The 23908-nt window shown below is 56.8% G+C and carries 18 protein-coding genes, 2 tRNA genes and 3 rRNA genes; 9 read left to right on the plus strand and 14 right to left on the minus strand.

What is annotated here, in order from left to right:
• Nucleotides 1–176 precede the first annotated feature (176 nt).
• The 4 genes from ACMXYI_RS02145 to ACMXYI_RS02160 all read left to right on the plus strand — a co-directional run bounded on the left by ACMXYI_RS02145 (nucleotide 177) and on the right by ACMXYI_RS02160 (nucleotide 4157).
• Nucleotides 177–1595: a short-chain fatty acid transporter gene (locus ACMXYI_RS02145; protein ID WP_033061219.1), complete on the plus strand. Its 1419-nt coding sequence runs from the start codon at nucleotides 177–179 to the stop codon at nucleotides 1593–1595.
• Between the two features lie 214 nt (nucleotides 1596–1809).
• The gene (locus ACMXYI_RS02150; protein WP_008153466.1) at nucleotides 1810–2130 is read left to right on the plus strand and encodes a hypothetical protein; all 321 of its coding nucleotides are present in this window, start codon (nucleotides 1810–1812) and stop codon (nucleotides 2128–2130) included.
• A gap of 185 nt (nucleotides 2131–2315) precedes the next feature.
• Complete coding sequence (locus ACMXYI_RS02155) at nucleotides 2316–3488, plus strand: hypothetical protein (RefSeq protein WP_415771404.1); 1173 nt, start codon at nucleotides 2316–2318, stop codon at nucleotides 3486–3488.
• 144 nt (nucleotides 3489–3632) lie between these two features.
• Complete coding sequence (locus ACMXYI_RS02160; protein WP_415771406.1) at nucleotides 3633–4157, plus strand: SET domain-containing protein-lysine N-methyltransferase; 525 nt, start codon at nucleotides 3633–3635, stop codon at nucleotides 4155–4157.
• 6 nt (nucleotides 4158–4163) lie between these two features.
• Here ACMXYI_RS02160 and can read toward each other — a convergent pair whose 3' ends face one another.
• Entirely contained in the window at nucleotides 4164–4808 is a 645-nt protein-coding gene (gene can / locus ACMXYI_RS02165; RefSeq protein WP_415771408.1) for a carbonate dehydratase, read from the minus strand.
• 140 nt (nucleotides 4809–4948) lie between these two features.
• On the opposite strand from can, the gene ACMXYI_RS02170 reads away from it, so the two are divergent.
• Nucleotides 4949–5353, plus strand: a complete 405-nt coding sequence (locus ACMXYI_RS02170; RefSeq protein ID WP_415771410.1) for a serine kinase/phosphatase — start codon at nucleotides 4949–4951, stop codon at nucleotides 5351–5353.
• A 46-nt stretch (nucleotides 5354–5399) separates the two neighbouring features.
• Here the strand turns inward: ACMXYI_RS02170 and rimI are convergent, their stop codons facing one another.
• Both rimI and ACMXYI_RS02180 read right to left on the minus strand, forming a co-directional pair.
• Complete coding sequence (rimI, locus tag ACMXYI_RS02175; protein WP_008145534.1) at nucleotides 5400–5852, minus strand: ribosomal protein S18-alanine N-acetyltransferase; 453 nt, start codon at nucleotides 5850–5852, stop codon at nucleotides 5400–5402.
• Entirely contained in the window at nucleotides 5845–6594 is a 750-nt protein-coding gene (locus ACMXYI_RS02180; protein ID WP_415773849.1) for an energy transducer TonB, read from the minus strand. Before ACMXYI_RS02180 ends, rimI begins: the two co-directional genes overlap by 8 nt.
• Before the next feature lie 206 nt (nucleotides 6595–6800).
• On the opposite strand from ACMXYI_RS02180, the gene mksB reads away from it, so the two are divergent.
• From mksB to mksF, 3 genes are read left to right on the plus strand one after another with little or no spacing between them, the layout of a single operon-like run.
• Nucleotides 6801–8078, plus strand: a complete 1278-nt coding sequence (gene mksB, locus ACMXYI_RS02185; protein ID WP_162556247.1) for an Mks condensin complex protein MksB — start codon at nucleotides 6801–6803, stop codon at nucleotides 8076–8078.
• Nucleotides 8068–8769, plus strand: a complete 702-nt coding sequence (gene mksE, locus ACMXYI_RS02190; RefSeq protein ID WP_415771413.1) for an Mks condensin complex protein MksE — start codon at nucleotides 8068–8070, stop codon at nucleotides 8767–8769. Before mksB ends, mksE begins: the two co-directional genes overlap by 11 nt.
• Nucleotides 8766–11606, plus strand: coding sequence for an Mks condensin complex protein MksF (gene mksF / locus ACMXYI_RS02195; RefSeq protein ID WP_415771415.1), 2841 nt, complete (start codon nucleotides 8766–8768; stop codon nucleotides 11604–11606). Before mksE ends, mksF begins: the two co-directional genes overlap by 4 nt.
• Before the next feature lie 76 nt (nucleotides 11607–11682).
• On the opposite strand, the gene ACMXYI_RS02200 is transcribed toward mksF, so the two are convergent.
• From ACMXYI_RS02200 to ACMXYI_RS02235, 8 genes are all read right to left on the minus strand, one after another.
• Entirely contained in the window at nucleotides 11683–13986 is a 2304-nt protein-coding gene (locus ACMXYI_RS02200; protein ID WP_415771417.1) for an intermembrane transport protein PqiB, read from the minus strand.
• On the minus strand, nucleotides 13979–14602 hold the full coding sequence (locus tag ACMXYI_RS02205) for a paraquat-inducible protein A (RefSeq protein WP_008145542.1): 624 nt from the start codon (nucleotides 14600–14602) through the stop codon (nucleotides 13979–13981). The genes ACMXYI_RS02200 and ACMXYI_RS02205 overlap by 8 nt, the downstream gene beginning before the upstream one ends.
• Nucleotides 14589–15248: a paraquat-inducible protein A gene (locus ACMXYI_RS02210; RefSeq protein WP_033061202.1), complete on the minus strand. Its 660-nt coding sequence runs from the start codon at nucleotides 15246–15248 to the stop codon at nucleotides 14589–14591. The genes ACMXYI_RS02205 and ACMXYI_RS02210 overlap by 14 nt, the downstream gene beginning before the upstream one ends.
• Before the next feature lie 148 nt (nucleotides 15249–15396).
• Nucleotides 15397–15512: ribosomal RNA gene (rrf, locus tag ACMXYI_RS02215) — 5S ribosomal RNA — on the minus strand.
• A gap of 156 nt (nucleotides 15513–15668) precedes the next feature.
• Nucleotides 15669–18560: ribosomal RNA gene (locus tag ACMXYI_RS02220) — 23S ribosomal RNA — on the minus strand.
• Nucleotides 18561–18812: 252 nt separating this feature from the next.
• Nucleotides 18813–18888, minus strand: a tRNA-Ala gene (locus ACMXYI_RS02225).
• 27 nt (nucleotides 18889–18915) lie between these two features.
• Nucleotides 18916–18992: transfer RNA gene (locus ACMXYI_RS02230), tRNA-Ile, on the minus strand.
• A 161-nt stretch (nucleotides 18993–19153) separates the two neighbouring features.
• A 16S ribosomal RNA gene (locus ACMXYI_RS02235) occupies nucleotides 19154–20692 on the minus strand.
• The 16S, 23S and 5S rRNA genes sit together here with 2 tRNA genes alongside, the layout of an rRNA operon.
• 32 nt (nucleotides 20693–20724) lie before the next feature.
• Here ACMXYI_RS02235 and ACMXYI_RS02240 point away from each other — a divergent pair.
• A complete protein-coding gene (locus ACMXYI_RS02240) occupies nucleotides 20725–21117 on the plus strand; it encodes a hypothetical protein (protein WP_415767976.1) in 393 nt (130 codons plus the stop codon).
• Nucleotides 21118–21236: 119 nt separating this feature from the next.
• On the opposite strand, the gene msrQ is transcribed toward ACMXYI_RS02240, so the two are convergent.
• From msrQ to pssA, 3 genes are read right to left on the minus strand one after another with little or no spacing between them, the layout of a single operon-like run.
• On the minus strand, nucleotides 21237–21857 hold the full coding sequence (gene msrQ / locus ACMXYI_RS02245; RefSeq protein ID WP_415771419.1) for a protein-methionine-sulfoxide reductase heme-binding subunit MsrQ: 621 nt from the start codon (nucleotides 21855–21857) through the stop codon (nucleotides 21237–21239).
• Nucleotides 21857–22870, minus strand: a complete 1014-nt coding sequence (msrP, locus tag ACMXYI_RS02250) for a protein-methionine-sulfoxide reductase catalytic subunit MsrP (protein ID WP_415771420.1) — start codon at nucleotides 22868–22870, stop codon at nucleotides 21857–21859. Before msrP ends, msrQ begins: the two co-directional genes overlap by 1 nt.
• A gap of 58 nt (nucleotides 22871–22928) precedes the next feature.
• The gene (gene pssA, locus ACMXYI_RS02255) at nucleotides 22929–23783 is read right to left on the minus strand and encodes a CDP-diacylglycerol--serine O-phosphatidyltransferase (protein ID WP_415771421.1); all 855 of its coding nucleotides are present in this window, start codon (nucleotides 23781–23783) and stop codon (nucleotides 22929–22931) included.
• Between the last annotated feature and the right edge of the window lie 125 nt (nucleotides 23784–23908).

Below are 23908 nucleotides of genomic sequence, written 5' to 3' on the forward strand. Positions count from 1 at the left end.
ATCCAAGGCGCCCATGGTCTACGCAAACGCGCCAACGGACAACCCGTTAGACCAAAGTCCTAGACTCGTAAAACTTCGTCACAAAATAGAACCGATTGTTTTACTGTTGGCACCTGTCTGGACGGGCCTTGGCGGCCCCAAAGACCACAACAAACATAAAAATTCGAGGTACACCCGTGGCCGCTGATATCGAAGATACCCGCTCTGCCCGCTTTGCCCTGCGCTGCTCAAGCTTTGCCGAACGCTGGTTTCCCGACTCCTGGGTGTTCGCCGCACTGGCGGTGATTATTGTCGCCGTGGCCACCCTGTTCATGGGCGCCAAACCCACCGACGCCGCCATGGCCTTCGGTGACGGCTTCTGGAGCCTGATCCCGTTCACCATGCAGATGGCTTTCGTGGTGATCGGCGGTTATGTGGTCGCCAGCTCGCCACCGGCGGTGAAACTGATCGACCGGCTGGCGCGAATCCCGAAAAACGGCCGCTCGGCCGTGGCCTGGGTGGCGTTGATCTCCATGGTCGCTTCGCTGCTGAACTGGGGGCTGTCACTGGTGTTTGGCGGTTTGCTGGTGCGCGCCCTCGCCCGCCGTACCGATCTGAAAATGGACTACCGCGCTGCCGGGGCTGCCGCGTATCTCGGCCTTGGCGCGGTGTGGGCCTTGGGCCTGTCCTCGTCCGCCGCACAATTGCAGGCCAACCCGGCCAGCCTGCCGCCGTCGATTCTGTCGATCACCGGTGTGATTCCTTTCACGCAAACGATCTTTCTCTGGCAGTCCGGCGTGATGTTGCTGGCACTGATCGTGATCTCGCTGATCATTGCCTACGCCACTGCACCCGGCCCGAACTCGGCCCGTGATGCAAAAGCCTGCGGTATCGATCCGAGCTTTAACCTGCCACCATTGCAACCGCGCACCCGCCCCGGCGAATGGCTGGAGCACAGCCCGCTGCTAACGATTTTGCTGGTGCTGCTGGCAGCCGGATGGCTGTTCCATGAGTTCTCGACCAAACCGGCGATCAGTGCGATTTCCGGACTGAACACCTACAACTTCCTGTTCATCATGCTCGGAGCCCTGCTGCACTGGCGCCCGCGCAGCTTCCTTGACGCAGTATCCCGCGCGGTACCGACCACCACGGGCGTACTGATTCAGTTCCCGTTGTACGGCTCGATCGCCGCACTGATGACCACCGTCAAAGGCACTGACGCTCAGACGCTGGCTCACCACATCTCGACCTTTTTCGTACAAATCGCGTCCCACGACACCTACGCGCTACTGATGGGTGTGTACTCGGCGATCCTCGGTTTCTTCATCCCGTCCGGCGGCGGCAAGTGGATTATCGAAGCACCGTACGTCATGCAAGTGGCCACCGACCTGAACTACCACCTGGGCTGGGCCGTGCAGATCTACAACGCCGCCGAAGCCCTGCCGAACCTGATCAACCCGTTCTACATGCTGCCGCTGCTGGGCGTGCTCGGCTTGAAGGCGCGGGACTTGATCGGGTTTTCGTTTGTGCAACTGCTGGTGCACACGCCGCTGGTGCTGTTTCTGCTGTGGGCGCTGGGGACGACGCTGACGTATACGGCACCGGTCATGCCGTAACACGTAAGTGATTGCACCTGCTGCTGGCAGGTGCAATCTGTTCACCCGGCTTGAGCATGAAACAAACGCCTGGATTTATCCTACATACAGGCTCGATTGCGCCTGACATGAAACCCGGAGAGTTCTTATCTCCAACCTATAAATCGCTGAGTAAACTCCGACAGCTCACAAACTTTTTAAAGCAAGACAGCACTGACCAAGGATGACCAAACACATGTCTTTAATATCGAAAACGCTGGAAGAGATGATTAACGAGATTTACCAGGACGGTAGGGTTTCAGTCGTTGAATATAAAAAGCTGCGTGATGATGCAGATCGTCGTATGGACGCTGTCGTCCGTGAGTTCGGCCAGCACAACAATTTGACCGCCCTTCAAAAAGCGATGGATGTAGTGATGCAATTAACGCAAACGTCCATCATTGATGCCAAAAAAGCCAAACTGACCGATACAGGAGAGGCCATCGTCAAGGATGCCGTATTTGCACAGGTCGAGTACTTGCGCGCCGGTACTCATCTGGCACTCAAGCTGTTGTAACGCTTAAACCTCCGTCCGGCCCATAGACATCAAGCCCGGGCCGGACTCCATAACCGAGAGTTCCTGGCATACACAGCGCAAGCTCTACGCAAAAAAACTACATGCACACACTGTTCTGTGTAACGCCGCTGATCCAGTATGACGCGTACCCCAATCAACGGGACCACGCTGAAAAGGATCTGAGCATGTTCAAATTCGCTGGCCTCACCCTCGCGGCCCTCACCCTGAGTGCCGCCGCCCATGCCGATGTCGACCTGAAGCTGGGCAGTACCGAACGCGTCACCCGCCTGTTCGCCTATCCCAACAACTGCAACGTGATCTGCTTTCGCAACTGGACGCTGGAGCAAACGGTCGAGCATTACCTGACCCAAAGCGTGCAGCGCGATGGTTACAGCGCGGCGAAAGTGCTGGTCAAAACCGATAACAATCAGCTCTACGCCGAAATCAGCGGCGTACCCCGTGGCTACGAAAAACCGTTGGCGGCGTTACTCGATGCTGGTGATCTGGCCTTTACCGGCGCCAGCAAGCTGAATGCCGATGGCAAGTGGGCTTACAGCTGGTATCTGTTCCTGCCACTGGGCATGGCTCTGGAAAACCGCAAAAGCGTTGAACTGTTGCACTTCCCACCCGACTATTCGTTGACCCAGGCTCAGGATTACCTGCGATCCGCCACCACCGATCGCTGGGCCACACTGCTGACTGTCAACGGAATTCCGGCCGACCAGACTCCGGGCTACCAGACCATCATCGACATCGCACCGATTGCCGCACCGTCCAACGCCGGCAAGGATCTGGAAGGCGTCTACGACTACTTCAAGGACTACCAGACCACCATGGTCAAGCAACTCAGTCAGAACGCCAGTGGTGAGGCGTTGCCGATGGTTGCCTTCGGCGCGCCGGTGCGTAACTGGATAAAGCAGCAATACGGGCCGACCGTGAACGTGCTGGGCCTGGCCAGCATCAGTCCGAGCAACGGGGTGAAAGTGCCAGTGCTGGGTTCCAACCACCCAAGCTACATTTGGTACGCCGCCGACCCGGAAAGCTATACCGGCAACGATGCCCAGGCCAAGGCCGACGCGGCTGGCCTTAAAGTCATGGGGCAGGATTTGAGTGCCGCGTGCTGGCAGGCCGCCATGGGCCGCCAACCGGACAGTAATCCCGACATTGAACTGAGAAGTTGCACCCAAACCTGGCAAGTGGCCCAGGCAGATAAAACCTGCGAGCTGTTCTATACCTCGATCCGCAACCTGACGCCCGAAAAAGCCGCGGCCAAGTGCGCGACGGCACCGATCAAATCTCAGCTCAAACAGCTGAAAGCCCCGGTACCCGCAACCGCGATCCCTGTCCCGCCCCTGTAAAACGATGAACGGCGGGTCTACTGTCAGTTATGACAGTAGACCCGCCGTTTCATTTGCGAGAGGCTTGAATCGTACCCATGTGCTGCAGAGCTGACAGGATCGTCAGCTGATGGAGGTCGCAGCACCCAACCAACAAGGATCGTTATGAAAACCCACGCCCTGCACGAGACGCTTGCAAAACCTCCCGATGGGATTTATCCATTTGCGGAGCTGCCTGTTCACCTTGGATTCCCCTCCAGGGCCGACTTCGAGATTATCGACAACACCAACGGATCGGCGGCAGCCGTCGCAGTACTTCGGGAATTTCCACGCATCAGCCGAATTTGTCGGGCTTCGGGGCATCTGCTGCCTTATCGGCGCCGGCATACCCGGCAACTGGCCCGTGGCATCCATGTCTACGACCCGTGCTTCTGCGGGCTGCTGCGACACTCCTGCGACCCGAACGTTTTTCTCGACATGAGCGAGATGTGGTTGTGGGCGCTGAAGGACATCAAAAAAGGCGACCGACTGACGATGGACTACGCCACCACCGAAGACAAACTCCTGCGTCAGTTCGCCTGCCAGTGCGGTTCGTTAGACTGCCGTGGCTGGATCACCGGCTACGATGAGACGCCGAACGCCGACGGCCAGTTGTTTCTGCAGCACTGGCGCCGGCGAAGTCTATGCTGAAGGGCGTTACAACGCCTCGACCGGACGCAGACGGTATTGCGGCGGCAATTGCTCGAAACCGCTGATGGTGGCGTTCAGGCTTTTCCAGCGACCGTCCTTGATGCCATAGATGCAGCCGTGAACAGACAGGCTCTGCCCGCGGTGCCAGGCGTTTTGCACAATGCTGGTGTGCCCGACGTTGGCCACTTGCTGGATCACGTTGTATTCGCAGAGGCGGTCGACCCGCTCTTCTTCAGTGGGCAATTTGGCGAGTTCTTCGCGTTTTTCATAATAGAGATCGCGAATCGAGCGCAGCCAGCCGTCGATCAGGCCCAGTTGACGGTCCTGCATCGAGGCGCGCACGCCGCCGCAGCCATAGTGGCCGGTAACGAGGATGTGTTTGACCTTCAGCACGTCGACCGCGTACTGAATCACCGACAAACAGTTGAGGTCGGTGTGCAGCACTACGTTGGCCACATTGCGGTGTACAAACAGATCGCCGGGCAGCATGCCGACGATCTCGTTGGCCGGTACGCGTGCATCGGAACAGCCGATCCACAGGTACTCAGGCGTCTGTTGGCGGGCCAGCTTGGAGAAGAAGTCCGGATCTTCCTGTTTGATCGCTTCGGCCCAGCGTTCGTTGTTATCAATCAGATCTTGTAATTCGTTCATGCTGTAAAGCCTCAAGAATGATGCGCTGGTTTGACAGACAACCGCCCGTCGGGGTCACGCGCTTGATGCAAGTATGGCCGGTGGAATTCTAAGGAGCCCAGTGGGTCCACCTAGTAAGGCCCACAGTATGAGGAATTGCCATGAATGAATCACGACGTCCGTACGATGCGGTGCAACCCGAGCCCATCGATGACAACGAAGACCGCATGGGATCAATGCATGAACTGGATTTCGACGAGGAAACACCCAGCGGCAAAATCGGCGACGAGCTACCGGAATCGGAACGCGAGCGGCTGATGCCTAGGGATCGCGTGCGTGAAGCCGGCATGACCGGGGCCTCGACGGATGACCATGAGCCCACCGACGACGATATGAGCCCGGAAAACCTGATCCGTGAAGACGGCGCACGGGACGCCCATGAAGCGGGTGACGGTGGCCAGGCCGATTGGGATTTGAGCATTGTCGATGAAGAAGACATTGGCGGTGGTAATGGGCTGGATGAAGCGGAAATGGCGCAGCGCGATCCGATAGACGGTAATCGTTGATCCTGTGACGCGGGGGAGCTCGCTCCCTCGCCACAATAACAACGCATCAATCCACCAAGGTGCAGGCCATTACAACGGCATCTTCCCGTCCGCCAACTGCCGGGTAGTAATCGCGCCGCCGACCAATCTCGTTAAACCCATAACGCTCATACAACTTGAACGCGCCACGGTTGCTGTCGCGCACTTCAAGGAAACACTCGCGCGCCTTGGCGTCATACGCCCGGGACATCAAATGCTCCAGCAACGTCAAGCCCAGGCCACGGCCCTGGTTTTCCGGTTTGACGGTGATGTTCAGCAGATGCGCTTCATCAAGGATGATCTGCACCACCCCGTGGCCGACTTGCTGCTGGCCTTCAAACATCAGCCATATCTGATATTTACCCAGCCCATCGAGAAAAATCCCGCGAGTCCAGGGATGGCTGTAAGCCGCGTATTCGATTTTCAGTACAGCGTCCAGGTCCGCCTCGGTCATTGGGCGGAACGATACAGCGTCACTCATTCGATTCTTTCCAGCGCGCCATCAGCCGACGCATGGCTTGCCAGACATCAGCCTTACGCTGTGGCTCTTCCATTAATAATTCCAGACCCGGCAGGGCCCAGACCGAGCCCAGGCCTTCGACCTGGAGTTCACGGTTGAAGGATTCGGCGTTCGCCTCACCGGCGAACCGCACCGCCGGCAGACCGATCAGCCACACGCAGACGCACGGTGCGTCTTCCAGTCGGGCCGAGAGAAAACCTTGCACGAAGTCGCGAGCCGCTTCCGGACCTTGATCCATGGTGCCCCGAGACAACAGCGGCCAACGCACCGGCTCGCCGACGATCTGCGGGCTGTCCGGCAGACCGGCGGCGCGCAGCATGTCTTTGAGCAACAGATAGGCGGGGTCGCGGGTCTGGAACGATTCGCCTGTGGGTAACTCCACCAGCAGCAGGCAACGCCCGGCCCGCAGCAATTGCAGCGCGAAACGCGGTGGCGGCACGACTGGCGCCTTGGCCACAACCGGAGCGGCCTCTTCTTCAACCTTGGCATTCGTGCGCGTGCTGGCCAGCGATGGCCGTGGCACCTCGATTTTCACCCGTTCGGCCGGTTTGGCCACAGGTTCCACGGGTGAATCAGCCACAGGCGCGGGCGCAACCGGAGCAACCGGCGCGACGAGCAACGGCTCGGGCATCTCCAGCAGTTCGGGGCGCGAGGGCGCAGCAAAGGGCAATTCGGTGCGCGGCAGCCAGTTGACCACCTGCATGGCGGTCAAATAAGCGCGGCGACGGGACTCGATAAGCAAAGGTCGGCCACTTGTGGATAACTAAAGTGCGGTGATTCTACCGCCCTTCGCTCAAGATCGCCCACGCTTGATCGATAGAAAGCCAACTGTCCGTCCCGAGAGTGAATCGCAACGGGCGTGATGCAGTACAATCGCGACTTTTAATCGCCAACCAGCCGGCCATTCCGATGATCGAACCCAAGCGCGTCTTGCGCGCCCTCGCTGAACACTGGGCACTTCTGGAGCCACTGTGCGAGCACTTCGACCAAGGCACCTTGAGCCTCAACGAACTGCGTTCACAGCTGGCCGCCCAGCAACTGGACAGTACGCCGCAGGACATCACCAGCCTGCTGGACGTGTGGATCCGCCTCGACATTCTGGTTCCCGTGGCGAAAAGCCCGAACCGTTTCGAGCTCAATGCGCAGATCCACGACTTCCTCGCCTACCTGCGCCGTGAGCACCGTCTGGGCCTGTGCCTGGAGATCGAAGCCTATCTGCGTCATCTCGAACGCCTGGCCGGTTATATCCAGGACGCTTTCGACATCCGCGACGGCCACGACCTGGCGCGCCAGTTGCGCCTGCTCGACATGCGCGTACGGGACGTATTGAAGAAACTCGCCAACGACGAACAGGCCCTGGTGGCCGTCGCCGAGCGGGCCAAGACCAGCGACCGGCAGATTCCGCTGCGTCAGCGTTACGCCGAAGTACTGGCGACCTGGGACGAATACGTCGAACCGATGATCCAGTTGGTGAATGCCGACGGCGCCTTCGAACAAGGTGTGCGCAAGGTCGAGAACGTGCTGCTGAAGATGCTCACCGAGCAGCAGCGCCTCGGCCACCTGGTCGATGACGACATGTTGCTGCGCACCCACGCGCGCATCCTCGAAATGCAGACCAGCGCTCAACTGACCTTGCGTCACGCGCGAGAGCTGTTGCTGCCGCTGCGTGAAGAAGCCCGTCGGCACAACGCCGTGACCCGTGGCGCGGCGCTGGCCTTGTCGGCCATTCGTCGCAAAGGCATCGATGCGGTGCCACAAGCGGCGATGCCGATGTTCACCCGCCCGCAAAGCACGTTCCTCGGCAGTGCCAGCCAGGTCGAAGCCTACGTTTACGCTTTGGCCCGTTTCGAGCCGAAACCGGCGCGCTTCCCCAAGGCGCACAAAACTCAGAAAGGCGAAGCGCCGCGCGCGCCACGCACGGTTCGGGAAATGCTCGAGCGCTGCGAAGACGCCCTGCCGATGCCGGACTTGATGACCTGGCTGCTGGAGCAGGAACCGGACGGCGCTACCGACGAATTGCTTTATTGGTTCTCGCGCCTGTCGCGGGAAAAGCGCTTCACACGCGAGCGTCTGGAACGCCGCGACTACCACACTCACGAGCACCAGGTCAGCCTGCGCTCCTTCGCCCTGCTCTCGGCCCGCGACACCGCCGCCGAGGATTCTGCGAGCACCCCACATGCATCTTGATCTATCCGAACTGTCCCAGCTGGCGCCGATCTTTCGCGAGCTGTTCAAGGGTTATCACGTCAGCCGCCGCGACCCTGAGCTGTACGCGCAACTGTCGAACTTCCAGGACCAGTACCGCACGCTGTTCAGGGCGCTGGGCTATGAGTTGGTCTGCGACACCCGCGGTTTCTACTACTTCGTGCCGGATCTGGCCGCTGCGGCGGTGAACAAGACGGCGCAACGTCTGGCGCTGTTCACCTTCATCCTCGTCGAGCACCTGGCCGACCAGGGCCGCGACCCGGTCGCCGTGCTTGACGGTGGCAGCCTCGGCCGTGATGAATTGCCGTCGTTGCTGGAAAAGTACCGCGACCTGTTTATCCAGGCCGAAGTACAGACCGTCGAAGAACTCGAAGAAAAAATCATGCGCCGCATGACCCAACTCGGTTTCGCCGGCGAAGAAAACGGCATCTACCGTTTCCTGCCGCCGATGCACCGCTTCCTCGATGTCTGCCTGTCGGTCCAGCAGGACCGCGATCTGGCCGCCAGCCTGCACAGCGTCTTGCCTCTGCCGGTTCCGGTGCTAATCGATGACGACAGCGACGAAAAGCTTTTGGAAACCGATGATCCGCTCGATCTCAGCGACTTCGCTGAAGAAAGAGAAGAAGACGCCATGGCCCGCGCCATTGCCGAAGAACAGGAGACCGACGCATGAGCAAGGAACGCTACGGCATTCGCCGCTTTGCCCTTTTGAACACCGCCGGGTACAGCCTCGGCCTGTTCCCGCTGGAAGAACCGCTGTCGGTTTACGGCGCGAACAACCTCGGCAAATCCGCCTCGATCAACGCGTTGCAGTTCCCGATTCTGGCGCGCATGTCGGACATGAGTTTCGGCAAGTACAGCCTGGAACAATCCCGGCGTTTCTACTTCGCCTCGGACACCAGCTACATCCTGGTCGAAGTCTCGCTGCCCCACGGCCCGCACGTGATCGGCGTGGTCGGTCGCGGCCCGGGCGGTGGTTTCGGTCACCAGTTCTTTGCCTATGCCGGCAAACTGGATCTGGCCCATTACCAGAAAAACGACACCTGCCTGCGTCAGAAAGAATTGTTCACCAACCTTGAGCGCGAAGGCCTGAAAGCCTACGAGCTCAAGCCGGATGAACTGCGTCGTTTGTTGGTCGGCGGTCACACGTCGATCCCGCTGGACCTGACACTGATCCCGCTGCGCTCCACCAGCGAGCAGAGCCTGAAGACCTTCCGCGCGCTGTTCATCAACCTGCTGCACATGCGCGAAATCACCGCGGCCAAGCTCAAGCAGCTATTCCTCGATGCGTTCGAACACAGCTTGCGTTCCGGCAGCGTCGACTACATCGCCGCGTGCGAAGAAGCGTTCCGCGATGTACGACGCATGGAGCAGGACTACAACTCGCTGGTCACAGCCGGCCCATTGGTTGAAGCCCTTGCGGCAGGCGTGACCCAGCGCAACATCCTGCGCGGCAAACTGCACCGGATCTCGCCGCTGCTCGATTCCCTGCTCGGCACCTGGTCGGACTACGCCAGTGCGCGCAAGGAAGAACTGACGATTCAGGCCGAGCACTACCGTAACGAACAGGACGCGCTGCAAAACGATCAGCGCGGCGGCACTCAGGAACTGATGCGCCTGGAGCGGGAAATTTCCGGCATCCAGCGCTGGCTCGGCGAGCTGTCGGTGCTCAAGCATCGCTTCGCCTTGGTCACTGACGTCAAAGTCCTTGAGCAGCAACTGCTCGCGGCCAAGGATGCGCACGATGAACTGGCCGGTGCGCTGGCGCAGTCGCGACAGTTCAGCGCCGAGGATCTGGAAGAGCGTCTGCGGGATCTGGAAAAACGCCTGAAGTCGGTCAAGCAGCAACTCGATCACGCCGACAACAACAGCTACGCCCGTCTGCGCGAGGAATTCTCGCAACAGGACGTCGAGCGCCTGATGCGTTTGTTCAACAGCGCATTGTTCAGCCTGCCGCTGGGTGAGCACGGTATTACGCTGGACGAGGACGGTCAGTGGGTCAAATCCATGGAACTGATCCTCGACGGTTTCAAGGGCGAGCGCTTCGAAGTGCCTGGCCTGTCCATCGACATCTCGCACATCGAGCCGCCGGCCCTGCAAGCCCTGGCTGACCGCGCAGCATTGCGCGATCAGAAAGAGCGTCTGGACAAAGAACTCAAGCAACTGAAAACCCAGCAAGCCGTGGCCGCCGACCGCGCCGCGAGCAAGACCCAGACCGAAGCGTTGTACCAGCAAGTGCTGGATGCGCAGAAAGCGCTGGAAGATTTCCGCCGCGCGCAAACCCTGAGCGCCGAGGAAGGTGACAAGCTCGAACAACTCGCGCAGATGGAAGCGGCGCAGGACGAGTTGAAGCGCTCCAGCGACGCCTTCACCGAACGCGTCCAGCAACTGTCGGCCAAACTGCAACTGGTCGGCCGGCAGATCGGCGACATGGAAGCCAAGCAACGCACCCTCGACGACGCCCTGCGCCGCCGTCAGCTGTTACCCGCAGATCTGCCGTTCGGTACGCCATTCATGGACCCGATCGACGATTCCATGGACAACCTGCTGCCGCTGCTCAATGACTATCAGGACAGCTGGCAAGGTTTGCTACGCAGCGATGGTCAGATCGAGGCGCTGTACGCTCAGGTCCGCCTAAAGGGTGTGGCCAAGTTCGACAGCGAAGACGATATGGAGCGTCGCCTGCAACTGTTGATCAACGCTTACGCGCACCGTACCGACGAAGCACTGACCCTTGGCAAGGCGCGTCGTGCGGCCGTAACCGACATTGCCCGGACCCTGCGCAACATCCGCAGCGACTACGACAGCCTCGAGCATCAACTGGCGTTGTTCAACCGCGAGATCAACAAGCGTCAGGTCTCCAACCTGCAAAGCTTCCGCATCGTGCTGGCCCCGAACAAGGAAGCGCTCAAGCACATCGACCAGATCATCCACAGCGCCGGTCAGTATGAAGAAGGCGAAACCCTTTCGGTCTTCGACCTGAGCCAAAGCGCCGATCAGGACAACAAGAACGAAGAAGCCAAGGAGTATCTGGCACGGCTGGTGGCGGCGAACCACAACCAGCTCGGCCTCAAGGACTTGTTCGAGCTGGCGTTCGAGATCACCAAGGTCAACGGTCAGCCGGTCATCCACACCGACATCGATGGCGCCGCGTCCAACGGTACGACCATGACCATCAAAGCGCTGACCAACATGTACTTGTTGCTGCACTTGATGGACCGCGACCAGGCCGGTCGCGTGCGCCTGCCGTACTACCTCGACGAGGCAGCGGACATTGACGAGAAGAACCAGGCAGCGCTGTTGGAAACCAGCCTGCAACTGGGCTTCGTACCGATCCTGGCGAGTGTGAAACCGCAGGTCTGCGCCAGTGTCGCCATCGACCTGGAAGGCGGCAGCGGCCCGAACGGGATCTACATCGACGAGGCGGACTGGAAGTACATCCGTCGTCACGATGAAGTGAAGGCTGCCGCTACCGTTGAAGCGGATGAGCCGGAGCTGGATGCGGTCTGATTTGCGTTAATCGACAGCCATGAAAAAGGCCGCGATCCAATGGATCGCGGCCTTTTTCATGCCTGCCGTTTTGGGCTTACTTGCCGATTGAAATCTTCGGTGCCCAGGTCAGCCATTCGTCTTCGAACTTATCGAACAGCGGGAACGTTTGCTCAGCTCGCGCCGGACTACCCATGCGCTCACCGTCCGGTGTGGCGAAAGCGATGCCGCCCTGAATCAGCGTCTCCAGCGATTCGGTACGCATCGTCGCCCCTTTGAACAAGCCGTAATCAAAGCCAAAACCACTGGAGTTCCAGAAACGCGTGCCGCTGCGCACCAACGGCGCGTACTTCGGCTCGATCAGGATGTGCACCAACACACGATCCGCCGTCTGGCCGAGTTCATAGCCTGTCACCTTGCCCACGGTGATTTCGCGATAAGTGACCGGCACACCTGTTTTCAGCGAACCACGGCGGGCAGCGCTCAACACCAGACTCAAACCGGCTTCTTGTTTAGCGGTTTCCGGCGGATTGGTCAGGGCCACGAAGTTCTTCTGCGGGCCGAGGTTTTTCGCCGCCGGCTGCACTTCGATGTATTGGCCCGTAACCAGCGTTTCGAGGTTGGACGTCTTGATCAGACCCAGTTCAGGTTTGACCACCCAGAACTGACTGCCGACCCGAGCGATACGCTCCGGCACCTCGGTGATTCTTGCGGTCAGCATCACCGATTGCAGGTCATCCGTGAGGTCGACGTCTTCAATTTTGCCGACATCCAGGCCTTTGAATCTCACAGGTGTGCCGTTGCGCAAGCCATCGGCACGATCAACCTTGATCGTGACCACGGCTCCTTTCTGGTTGGCTTCGTCATGGCTGGCGAACAGACGGAAACGCGGAATCCGTTTCTGCAACGGTGCCTTGGCTTCCGGGGTTTCGAAGGCAACGCCGCCAGCCATCAGGCTTTGCAGCGACTCACTTTTGACCTGGATTCCGCCGGTCAGTCCGCCCGTGAGCGTAATGCCGCTGGCATTCCAGAACCGTGTCGAGGCGTTGACCAGACCTTCGTATTCCTTCTCGATGTGTACACCAATCACCAACTGCTTTTTAGTGCGTGAGAACTGATAGCTCTGGACCGAACCGACCTTGACCTGCTTGTAGAGAATCGGGCTGCCGACCTCCAGCGAACCGAGGTTTTCGGTGAACAGCACCAGGTGCAATCCCGGTGCACGCAAGTCGAGCGGCGGTGCCTTCGGCCGTGCCACAAACTCGCGCTGCGGTGCGGCGCCTTTGTCTCCTGGACGCACGGCGATGTAGTTACCTTTGACCAACGCTTCGAGACCGGTGATACCGGCCAGCGAGATCGACGGTTTGACCACCCAGAACTGGGTGCCTTCGACCAGGTAATCTTCAGCCAGAGGATCGAGGGTCAATTCGGCGGTGGCACTGGATAGATCAGGATCGATCTTGAGCGCTTTCAGATTGCCGACCTGAATGCCTTTGTACATAACCGGTGTGCGACCAGCCTGCATTCCTTCGAAGTCGCTGAGTTTGACCTTGACCCGAATACCGGCCGCGGCTGCATCGAAATCTTCGTAGAGACGGAATGGCAGGCTCGGGTCGGTGGGTGGGCTGTCCTTGCGGTTCTCCGGCGTGGCGAACGCGATACCGCCGGCGACGATGCTCGCCAGGGACTCGCTGCGCACTTTCACACCCGACAGGTTGGCGTCGATGCTGATGCCGCTGGCGTTCCAGAATCGCGTGTGTTTGCGCACAAGCTTGGCGTAAGTCGGTTCGATGAAAACTTTGAGTTCGACGGTGCTTTGGTCTTCGGATAGCAGGTAACTTTTGATCTGGCCGACCCTGATCTGCTTATAGAAAACCGGGCTACCGCGATTGAGTGAACCGAGACGATCAGCCTTGATGGTCAGGTGTAGACCGGGCTGGGCGTCCGATAGCGGCGGCTCTTCAGCCAAGGCTTTGAACTTGCGAGTCGGCTCACCCTCACCCGGGCTTATCGCCACGTAGTTACCCGAGACCAGCGTCTCCAGGCCAGTGATGCCGGCCAGCGTCACGCTCGGCTTTACCAGCCAGAAACGGGTGCTGGTCCGCAGGTATGGCTCCACGTCCTTGTTCATTTCGACGGTGGCGATCACGCCTTTGGAGTTGCCTTCGTCATCAAGTTTGAGGGTCTTCACCTTACCCACCGACATGCCTTTGTAGACGACTTCGGTCTTGTTGGCCTGAATGCCTTCACCACTTTCGAAACGCACCTGAATCTCGATGCCGGTCTCGTTGTAGGCACGCCAGCCAAGCCAGCCGCCGATGATCAGGGCAATCAGGGGCAACACCCAAATAGCTGACCAGTTCGAGGCCGGTCGGGTTTTTGCTGTAGGCAAATCAGTCATGGTCGTCGTCCGACTCCGTGTTATCCCAAATCAGTCGGGGATCGAAAGTTACTGCGGCAAGCATCGTCAGAATCACCACACTGGCGAAAGCGATGGCGCCAAGATTGGCTTCGACGCTGGCAAGCCGTCCGAAATTCACAACCGCCACCAGGATGGCGATCACAAAAATATCGAGCATCGACCAGCGGCCAATGAACTCAATAAAGCGGTACATCCAAATGCGTTGACGAGCCGAGAGTGGCTGGCGGCGCTGCACGGAAAACAGCAGCAGTGCAATGCCCACCAGTTTGAACGTTGGTACCAGAATACTGGCGATAAAAACCACGGCGGCGATGGGGATCATGCCGTGTTGAACCAGTTGGATCACACCGGACATGATGGTGCTGGGATCGCCCTGCCCCAGTGAACTGACGGTCATGATCGGCAGCACGTTGGCCGGGATGTAGAGAACCGCGGCGGTAACCAGCAACGCCCAGGTACGCATCACGCTGTTCGGGCGACGGGCGTGAACCAGCGCACCGCAACGGGTGCAGACCTGTTCGTCGGTGTCGGCTTCCTGCTTGTTCAATTCATGGCATTCGGCGCAAATCAGAATGCCTGCATCAATCGCCCGCATGGGCATCCTCTCCTGATAAAGCCTGCCAGATCTGATGGGGCGACATCACAACCTCCAACCAGACCTGAACCAACAACAAACCGATAAAGCACGCCAGGCCAAGCCCGACGGTAATTGCTGCCATATCTGCCAGTTTTACGATCGCCACCAGTACGCCCATGAGGTAGACCTCGAGCATCCCCCAATCGCGTAAATGGTGATAAATGCGGTAGAGCAACAGGCCGTAACTGCGTCCGATATCAAAACGAATACTCAGCAGTACAACCAGTTGGCAAAGCAACTTGAGCAGCGGGATTCCCATGCTGCAGAGAAACACCACGACTGCAACGCCCTGCATTCCGGTATCGAACAGGCCAACAACGCCAGTCCAGACAGTGTCATGCGATGACTGCCCGAGTAGATGGAGCTGCATGATGGGTAAAAAGTTCGCCGGGATATACAACAACAGAGCGGCGAGAACCAAGGCGAGACTGCGCTGTACGACGTTATGTCGATGGGCGTAGAGCTCGTAACCGCAGCGCGGACAGAGCGCTTTCTCGCCATGGGCGAGTTCGGGCTTGCGCATCAGCAAGTCGCACTCATGACACGCTACCAAGTCGTCCAGCGGTAATTCTGACAGCCCTGGGGCGTCAACCGGATCTGGCATAAAGGCTCTGGCTCCGAAAAAGTTGGACCTATTCTAGTGTCATGGATCGAAAATAACTGTGCAAATTTGTGCTTTAACTGAAAGCCACTTTCCTGCGGACAAAACAAAACCCCTACCTGCATACGCAGATAGGGGTTTCGGAATTTAATCTTGACGATGACCTACTCTCACATGGGGAAACCCCACACTACCATCGGCGATGCATCGTTTCACTGCTGAGTTCGGGATGGGATCAGGTGGTTCCAATGCTCTATGGTCGTCAAGAAATTCGGTAGCCAGGTCGTGGGCCTTTGCAGGTTCACGCTCCAGCGAATGGGTAGGTGATAGATTTGTGTGTTGCCTTGCGAATTTTCGACTGCTGTCGTCTTCACACACCGCAATCTGGTGCCTCTTCAGGTCAGCAAATTGCTTGGGTGTTATATGGTCAAGCCTCACGGGCAATTAGTATTGGTTAGCTCAACGCCTCACAGCGCTTACACACCCAACCTATCAACGTCGTAGTCTTCGACGGCCCTTCAGGGGACTCAAGGTCCCAGTGAGATCTCATCTTGAGGCTAGTTTCCCGCTTAGATGCTTTCAGCGGTTATCTATTCCGAACATAGCTACCCGGCAATGCCACTGGCGTGACAACCGGAACACCAGAGGTTCGTCCACTCCGGTCCTCTCGTACTAGGAGCAGCCCCTCTCAAATCTCAAACGTCCACGGCAGATAGGGACCGAACTGTCTCACGACGTTCTAAACCCAGCTCGCGTACCACTTTAAATGGCGAACAGCCATACCCTTGGGACCGGCTTCAGCCCCAGGATGTGATGAGCCGACATCGAGGTGCCAAACACCGCCGTCGATATGAACTCTTGGGCGGTATCAGCCTGTTATCCCCGGAGTACCTTTTATCCGTTGAGCGATGGCCCTTCCATACAGAACCACCGGATCACTAAGACCTACTTTCGTACCTGCTCGACGTGTCTGTCTCGCAGTCAAGCGCGCTTTTGCCTTTATACTCTACGACCGATTTCCGACCGGTCTGAGCGCACCTTCGTACTCCTCCGTTACTCTTTAGGAGGAGACCGCCCCAGTCAAACTACCCACCATACACTGTCCTCGATCCGGATAACGGACCTGAGTTAGAACCTCAAAGTTGCCAGGGTGGTATTTCAAGGTTGGCTCCACGCGAACTGGCGTCCACGCTTCAAAGCCTCCCACCTATCCTACACAAGCAAATTCAAAGTCCAGTGCAAAGCTATAGTAAAGGTTCACGGGGTCTTTCCGTCTAGCCGCGGATACACTGCATCTTCACAGCGATTTCAATTTCACTGAGTCTCGGGTGGAGACAGCGCCGCCATCGTTACGCCATTCGTGCAGGTCGGAACTTACCCGACAAGGAATTTCGCTACCTTAGGACCGTTATAGTTACGGCCGCCGTTTACCGGGGCTTCGATCAAGAGCTTCGCGTTAGCTAACCCCATCAATTAACCTTCCGGCACCGGGCAGGCGTCACACCCTATACGTCCACTTTCGTGTTTGCAGAGTGCTGTGTTTTTAATAAACAGTCGCAGCGGCCTGGTATCTTCGACCGGCATGGGCTTACGCAGTAAATGCTTCACCCTCACCGGCGCACCTTCTCCCGAAGTTACGGTGCCATTTTGCCTAGTTCCTTCACCCGAGTTCTCTCAAGCGCCTTGGTATTCTCTACCCAACCACCTGTGTCGGTTTGGGGTACGGTTCCTGGTTACCTGAAGCTTAGAAGCTTTTCTTGGAAGCATGGCATCAACCACTTCGTCACCCAAAGGGTAACTCGTCATCAGCTCTCGGCCTTAGAATCCCGGATTTACCTAAGATTCCAGCCTACCACCTTAAACTTGGACAACCAACGCCAAGCTGGCCTAGCCTTCTCCGTCCCTCCATCGCAATAACCAGAAGTACAGGAATATTAACCTGTTTTCCATCGACTACGCTTTTCAGCCTCGCCTTAGGGACCGACTAACCCTGCGTCGATTAACGTTGCGCAGGAAACCTTGGTCTTTCGGCGTGGGTGTTTTTCACACCCATTGTCGTTACTCATGTCAGCATTCGCACTTCTGATACCTCCAGCAAGCTTCTCAACTCACCTTCACAGGCTTACAGAACGCTCCTCTACCGCATCACCTAAGTGATACCCGTAGCTTCGGTGTATGGTTTGAGCCCCGTTACATCTTCCGCGCAGGCCGACTCGACTAGTGAGCTATTACGCTTTCTTTAAAGGGTGGCTGCTTCTAAGCCAACCTCCTAGCTGTCTAAGCCTTCCCACATCGTTTCCCACTTAACCATAACTTTGGGACCTTAGCTGACGGTCTGGGTTGTTTCCCTTTTCACGACGGACGTTAGCACCCGCCGTGTGTCTCCCATGCTCGGCACTTGTAGGTATTCGGAGTTTGCATCGGTTTGGTAAGTCGGGATGACCCCCTAGCCGAAACAGTGCTCTACCCCCTACAGTGATACATGAGGCGCTACCTAAATAGCTTTCGAGGAGAACCAGCTATCTCCGAGCTTGATTAGCCTTTCACTCCGATCCACAGGTCATCCGCTAACTTTTCAACGGTAGTCGGTTCGGTCCTCCAGTTAGTGTTACCCAACCTTCAACCTGCCCATGGATAGATCGCCCGGTTTCGGGTCTATTCCCAGCGACTAGACGCCCTATTAAGACTCGCTTTCGCTACGCCTCCCCTATTCGGTTAAGCTCGCCACTGAAAATAAGTCGCTGACCCATTATACAAAAGGTACGCAGTCACCCAACAAAGTGGGCTCCCACTGCTTGTACGCATACGGTTTCAGGATCTATTTCACTCCCCTCTCCGGGGTTCTTTTCGCCTTTCCCTCACGGTACTAGTTCACTATCGGTCAGTCAGTAGTATTTAGCCTTGGAGGATGGTCCCCCCATATTCAGACAAAGTTTCTCGTGCTCCGTCCTACTCGATTTCATGACTAAGAGATTTTCGCGTACAGGGCTATCACCCACTATGGCCGTACTTTCCAGAACGTTCCGCTAATCTCAAAGCCACTTAAGGGCTAGTCCCCGTTCGCTCGCCACTACTAAGGGAATCTCGGTTGATTTCTTTTCCTCAGGGTACTTAGATGTTTCAGTTCCCCTGGTTCGCCTCTTAAGCCTATGTATTCAGCTTAAGATAACCATCTTATGATGGCTGGGTTCCCCCATTCAGACATCTCCGGATCAAAGTCTGTTTGCCGACTCCCCGAAGCTTTTCGCAGGCTACCACGTCTTTCATCGCCTCTGACTGCCAAGGCATCCACCGTATGCGCTTCTTCACTTGACCATATAACCCCAAGCAATCTGGTTATACTGTGAAGACGACATTCGCCGAAAATTCGCATGCTTGCTCAATTAAGAGCTACTCACAAATTTTACCTTAGCCTGATCCGTTACCAGTGAAAGTAACGTCCAGTCTATCTTTCTATCACATACCCAAATTTTTAAAGAACGATCTAATCCAAAGACTAGAAATCAACATTCACCATCATCACGATGGAATGCTCATTTCTAAGCTTTCAACAAACAGAAGCAGTAGTGGTGGAGCCAAACGGGATCGAACCGTTGACCTCCTGCGTGCAAGGCAGGCGCTCTCCCAGCTGAGCTATGGCCCCGTATTTCTACAGGTTCCCACACAAAATTGGTGGGTCTGGGCAGATTCGAACTGCCGACCTCACCCTTATCAGGGGTGCGCTCTAACCAACTGAGCTACAGACCCAATTTCGAGCTTTAAGGCCGACCTCACCCTGCTCTTTACCACAGAGCATGGGGTGCGCTCCAACCAACTAAGCTACAACCTGTTAGGGCTGCTTCTTATCGTCTTCTTCAATGAATCAAGCAATTCGTGTGGGAACTTATGGAGCAGCTGATGTCGTCGATTAAGGAGGTGATCCAGCCGCAGGTTCCCCTACGGCTACCTTGTTACGACTTCACCCCAGTCATGAATCACACCGTGGTAACCGTCCTCCCGAAGGTTAGACTAGCTACTTCTGGTGCAACCCACTCCCATGGTGTGACGGGCGGTGTGTACAAGGCCCGGGAACGTATTCACCGCGACATTCTGATTCGCGATTACTAGCGATTCCGACTTCACGCAGTCGAGTTGCAGACTGCGATCCGGACTACGATCGGTTTTCTGGGATTAGCTCCACCTCGCGGCTTGGCAACCCTCTGTACCGACCATTGTAGCACGTGTGTAGCCCAGGCCGTAAGGGCCATGATGACTTGACGTCATCCCCACCTTCCTCCGGTTTGTCACCGGCAGTCTCCTTAGAGTGCCCACCATGACGTGCTGGTAACTAAGGACAAGGGTTGCGCTCGTTACGGGACTTAACCCAACATCTCACGACACGAGCTGACGACAGCCATGCAGCACCTGTCTCAATGTTCCCGAAGGCACCAATCCATCTCTGGAAAGTTCATTGGATGTCAAGGCCTGGTAAGGTTCTTCGCGTTGCTTCGAATTAAACCACATGCTCCACCGCTTGTGCGGGCCCCCGTCAATTCATTTGAGTTTTAACCTTGCGGCCGTACTCCCCAGGCGGTCAACTTAATGCGTTAGCTGCGCCACTAAGAGCTCAAGGCTCCCAACGGCTAGTTGACATCGTTTACGGCGTGGACTACCAGGGTATCTAATCCTGTTTGCTCCCCACGCTTTCGCACCTCAGTGTCAGTATCAGTCCAGGTGGTCGCCTTCGCCACTGGTGTTCCTTCCTATATCTACGCATTTCACCGCTACACAGGAAATTCCACCACCCTCTACCATACTCTAGCTTGTCAGTTTTGAATGCAGTTCCCAGGTTGAGCCCGGGGATTTCACATCCAACTTAACAAACCACCTACGCGCGCTTTACGCCCAGTAATTCCGATTAACGCTTGCACCCTCTGTATTACCGCGGCTGCTGGCACAGAGTTAGCCGGTGCTTATTCTGTCGGTAACGTCAAGACACCAACGTATTAGGTTAATGCCCTTCCTCCCAACTTAAAGTGCTTTACAATCCGAAGACCTTCTTCACACACGCGGCATGGCTGGATCAGGCTTTCGCCCATTGTCCAATATTCCCCACTGCTGCCTCCCGTAGGAGTCTGGACCGTGTCTCAGTTCCAGTGTGACTGATCATCCTCTCAGACCAGTTACGGATCGTCGCCTTGGTGAGCCATTACCTCACCAACTAGCTAATCCGACCTAGGCTCATCTGATAGCGCAAGGCCCGAAGGTCCCCTGCTTTCTCCCGTAGGACGTATGCGGTATTAGCGTCCGTTTCCGAGCGTTATCCCCCACTACCAGGCAGATTCCTAGGCATTACTCACCCGTCCGCCGCTCGCCACCAGGTACAAGTACCCGTGCTGCCGCTCGACTTGCATGTGTTAGGCCTGCCGCCAGCGTTCAATCTGAGCCATGATCAAACTCTTCAGTTCAAACATCTTTGGGTTTTTAAGAAACCCTAAACTTGGCTCAGCAATCGTTGGTTACATCTTTGATTTCTCGCGGAGTAACTTGTGATGCTGATAATCTTGTTGACTATCAGTCTGACTCCACAAGCACCCACACGAATTGCTTGATTCAGTTGTTAAAGAGCGGTTGGTTAAGAGCTTTCGTCTCAACCGAGGCGCGCATTCTACAGCAGCCTCTGTTGCTGTCAAGCGGTTATTTTCCGAAGTTTTCAAAGTTTCCTTTGCAACTTCAACCACTTGCGCTTGCGATCTCTCGTCAGCGGGAGGCGAATTCTACAGCGTTACTCGCTGCTGTCAACACCTCTTTTACCCCGCTTTCGACCGAGAAGATCGAACCGTTAAAAGAGCCAAACAACCTCGCTCTTTCAACTCCTTCTGGGCTTCGATGACCTGAAGCAACTCGCTGTCGAAAACTGCTTAACTCATTGTTTACCAAGGAGTTTTCCGTTTCGACTGCGCCGGAAGTGGGGCGAATTATAGACTTCCAGAATCTGCCGTCAACCCTTAATTACGCTTTCCTTGCAGAAGGTGCCTTTTTAGCAATTAAACGGGGGATTCGGCGGATTACAGGGGGTAGTCGCAACACTAATAGCAATGCACCTATAGAAGCGTAAACCGCCCACTCCTTTAGATCAGCACGCACGATCCACAACATATGCAGCAATCCAAGCCCGAGAACCACATAGGCAAGACGATGCAATGTCTTCCAGCGAGAACCCAAACGCCGCTGACTATAGCGATTTGAGGTCACCGCCAAGGCCAACAAACAGAGAAACCCCAGCGTCCCGACAATAATGTACGGCCGTTTGCGCAACTCGACACCCAACTGCGACCAATCAAAGCCGAGGATGAACGCCGTATACCCACTCAAATGCAAAACCACATAAGCGAAGCACCACAGCCCCAGTTGCCGCCGGACAGCAACCCACCCCGCCCAACCGGTAAGCCTCTGCACAGGTGTCATGCTTAAAGTAATGAGCAGCAGGACAAGCGTCCCCAGCCCCAACCGGTCAACCAGCACCTTGCCCGGATCAGGCCCCAGCACATCCTCCCAGGCCTGATACAACCAAAGCAGCGGCCAGACCGCAGCAGCTATAAAGACGCCAATTCGCCAAAACGGAAATCGCATCAGTAGTTCTTCCGCAAATCGAGCCCTGTATATAAGGAGGCGACTTCATCCGAGTAGCCATTGAACATCTGCGTGTCCCGCACATTGGGCTTGAACAATCCACTCGGCAAACGCCGCTCACGCGCCTGAGTCCAACGTGGATGGTCGACCGCAGGATTCACGTTCGCATAAAAACCATACTCATCCGAGGCAATGCTCTGCCAGGTGGTTTTAGGCTGCTCACTCACCAGACTGATCCGCACGATGGATTTGATGCTCTTGAAGCCGTACTTCCACGGGACCACCAAACGCAGAGGCGCGCCGTTCTGATTCGGCAACTCCCGCCCATACATACCCACGGCAAGAATCGCCAACGGGTTCATCGCCTCATCCAGGCGCAGCCCTTCCACATAAGGCCAGTCAATCAAGGCAAAACCGGAACGTTGCCCGGGCATGCTCTTGGGATCTTCCAGGGTTTCGAAGCGAATGAATTTGGCATTGGACGTCGGCTCAACTTCCTTGAGCAAGGCCGAGATGGGAAATCCGATCCATGGAATGACCATTGACCAGGCCTCTACACAGCGAAGACGGTAGATGCGCTCCTCCAACTGATAAGGCTTCATGAAGTCTTCCAGTGCATACCGCCCCGGCTTGCCCACCTCCCCGTCCACCACCACACTCCAAGGTTCGGTTTTCAGCGCGCCGGCGTTGGCGGCAGGATCACCTTTATCGGTGCCGAACTCGTAGAAGTTGTTGTAATGGGTCGCGTCCTTGAATGGCGTGATCGCCTCATCCTTGACGCTGACCGCGCCCCACTTGGTAGAAGGAAGTTTTTCGGCAAACCAGGAAGGCGCCTTGCCAGGCTCAACATCCGCATAACGCACAGCATCATCCGCAGCCGCCCAACGCGGCAGGCTGCTCATGGCCAAACCGGCAACGGCGGCACCGAGAACATTGCGACGAGATAGATAGAAGGATTCAGGCGTGACGTCCGACTCGTGGCAGTCAGACACTTTGGAGACTTTGATCAGCATGGTAACTCCGCAGCTTTGGAGAACAGATGCACCAATAGACTGCGGAGTATGAGGGAAGTTAAACGTTTTTGTGCCGACGAAGACGTAACAGATATTGAACCGGGCCAGAGGCTGCATAAGCGAGGAAAACCAGCAGCAGGATGCGCGGCGGATCACTGAACACCACGGCAAACACCAACACCACGGCGAGAATCGCCACGAAAGGTACACGCCCTTTCAAGTCCAGCTCCTTGAAGCTGTTGTACTTGATGTTGCTGACCATCAGCATGCCGGCGGCAGCGACCATCAGTGCAACCAGGAAGGACATCTTCGAACCCTGAATGCCGTAATCACTGAACGCCCAGACAATGCCTGCGACCACACCAGCAGCAGCCGGACTGGCCAGACCAATGAAGTAGCGCTTGTCCGCAGTGCCGACCTGGGTATTGAAACGCGCCAGGCGCAACGCCGCACCAGCTACATAAATGAAGGCGACCATCCAGCCGACCTTCCCCATGTCGCCCAAGGCCCAACCGAACGCAAGCAATGCCGGCGCGACACCAAAGGCGACCATGTCGGACAGCGAGTCGTACTCGGCACCGAAGGCGCTCTGGGTATTAGTCATACGGGCAACGCGACCATCGAGGCCGTCGAGCACCATCGCGACAAAAATCGCGATCGCTGCAAAAGCAAAATACTTGCTCGCACCAATCGAATCACCGGCACTCAAGGCGCTCTGGGCGCTCATCGAGTTGATGATGGAATAAAACCCTGCGAACAGATTCGCAGTGGTGAACAGATTCGGCAGAAGATAGATACCACGATGCCGGACTTTACGACCTTCAGCGTCATGCCCTTCCTCGATGTGTTCATCGATGGGCAGCAGGCTTTCGGCGTCAGAAGCCTGGTTTGGCTCTTCGGGACGTTCGCTCATGGACATTACCTTGCAACGGGGTGGAAAGTTTGGACAGGTGTCTGGGACGACGGTTCGGCCGCAAACGATGCAGCTTTATACCAGAACCAGCCACCCAAACGAAAAAACGCGGCCTAGGCCGCGTT

The sequence above is a fragment of the Pseudomonas lyxosi genome, assembly GCF_047758685.1.
Taxonomy (GTDB): Bacteria; Pseudomonadota; Gammaproteobacteria; order Pseudomonadales; family Pseudomonadaceae; genus Aquipseudomonas; species Aquipseudomonas lyxosi.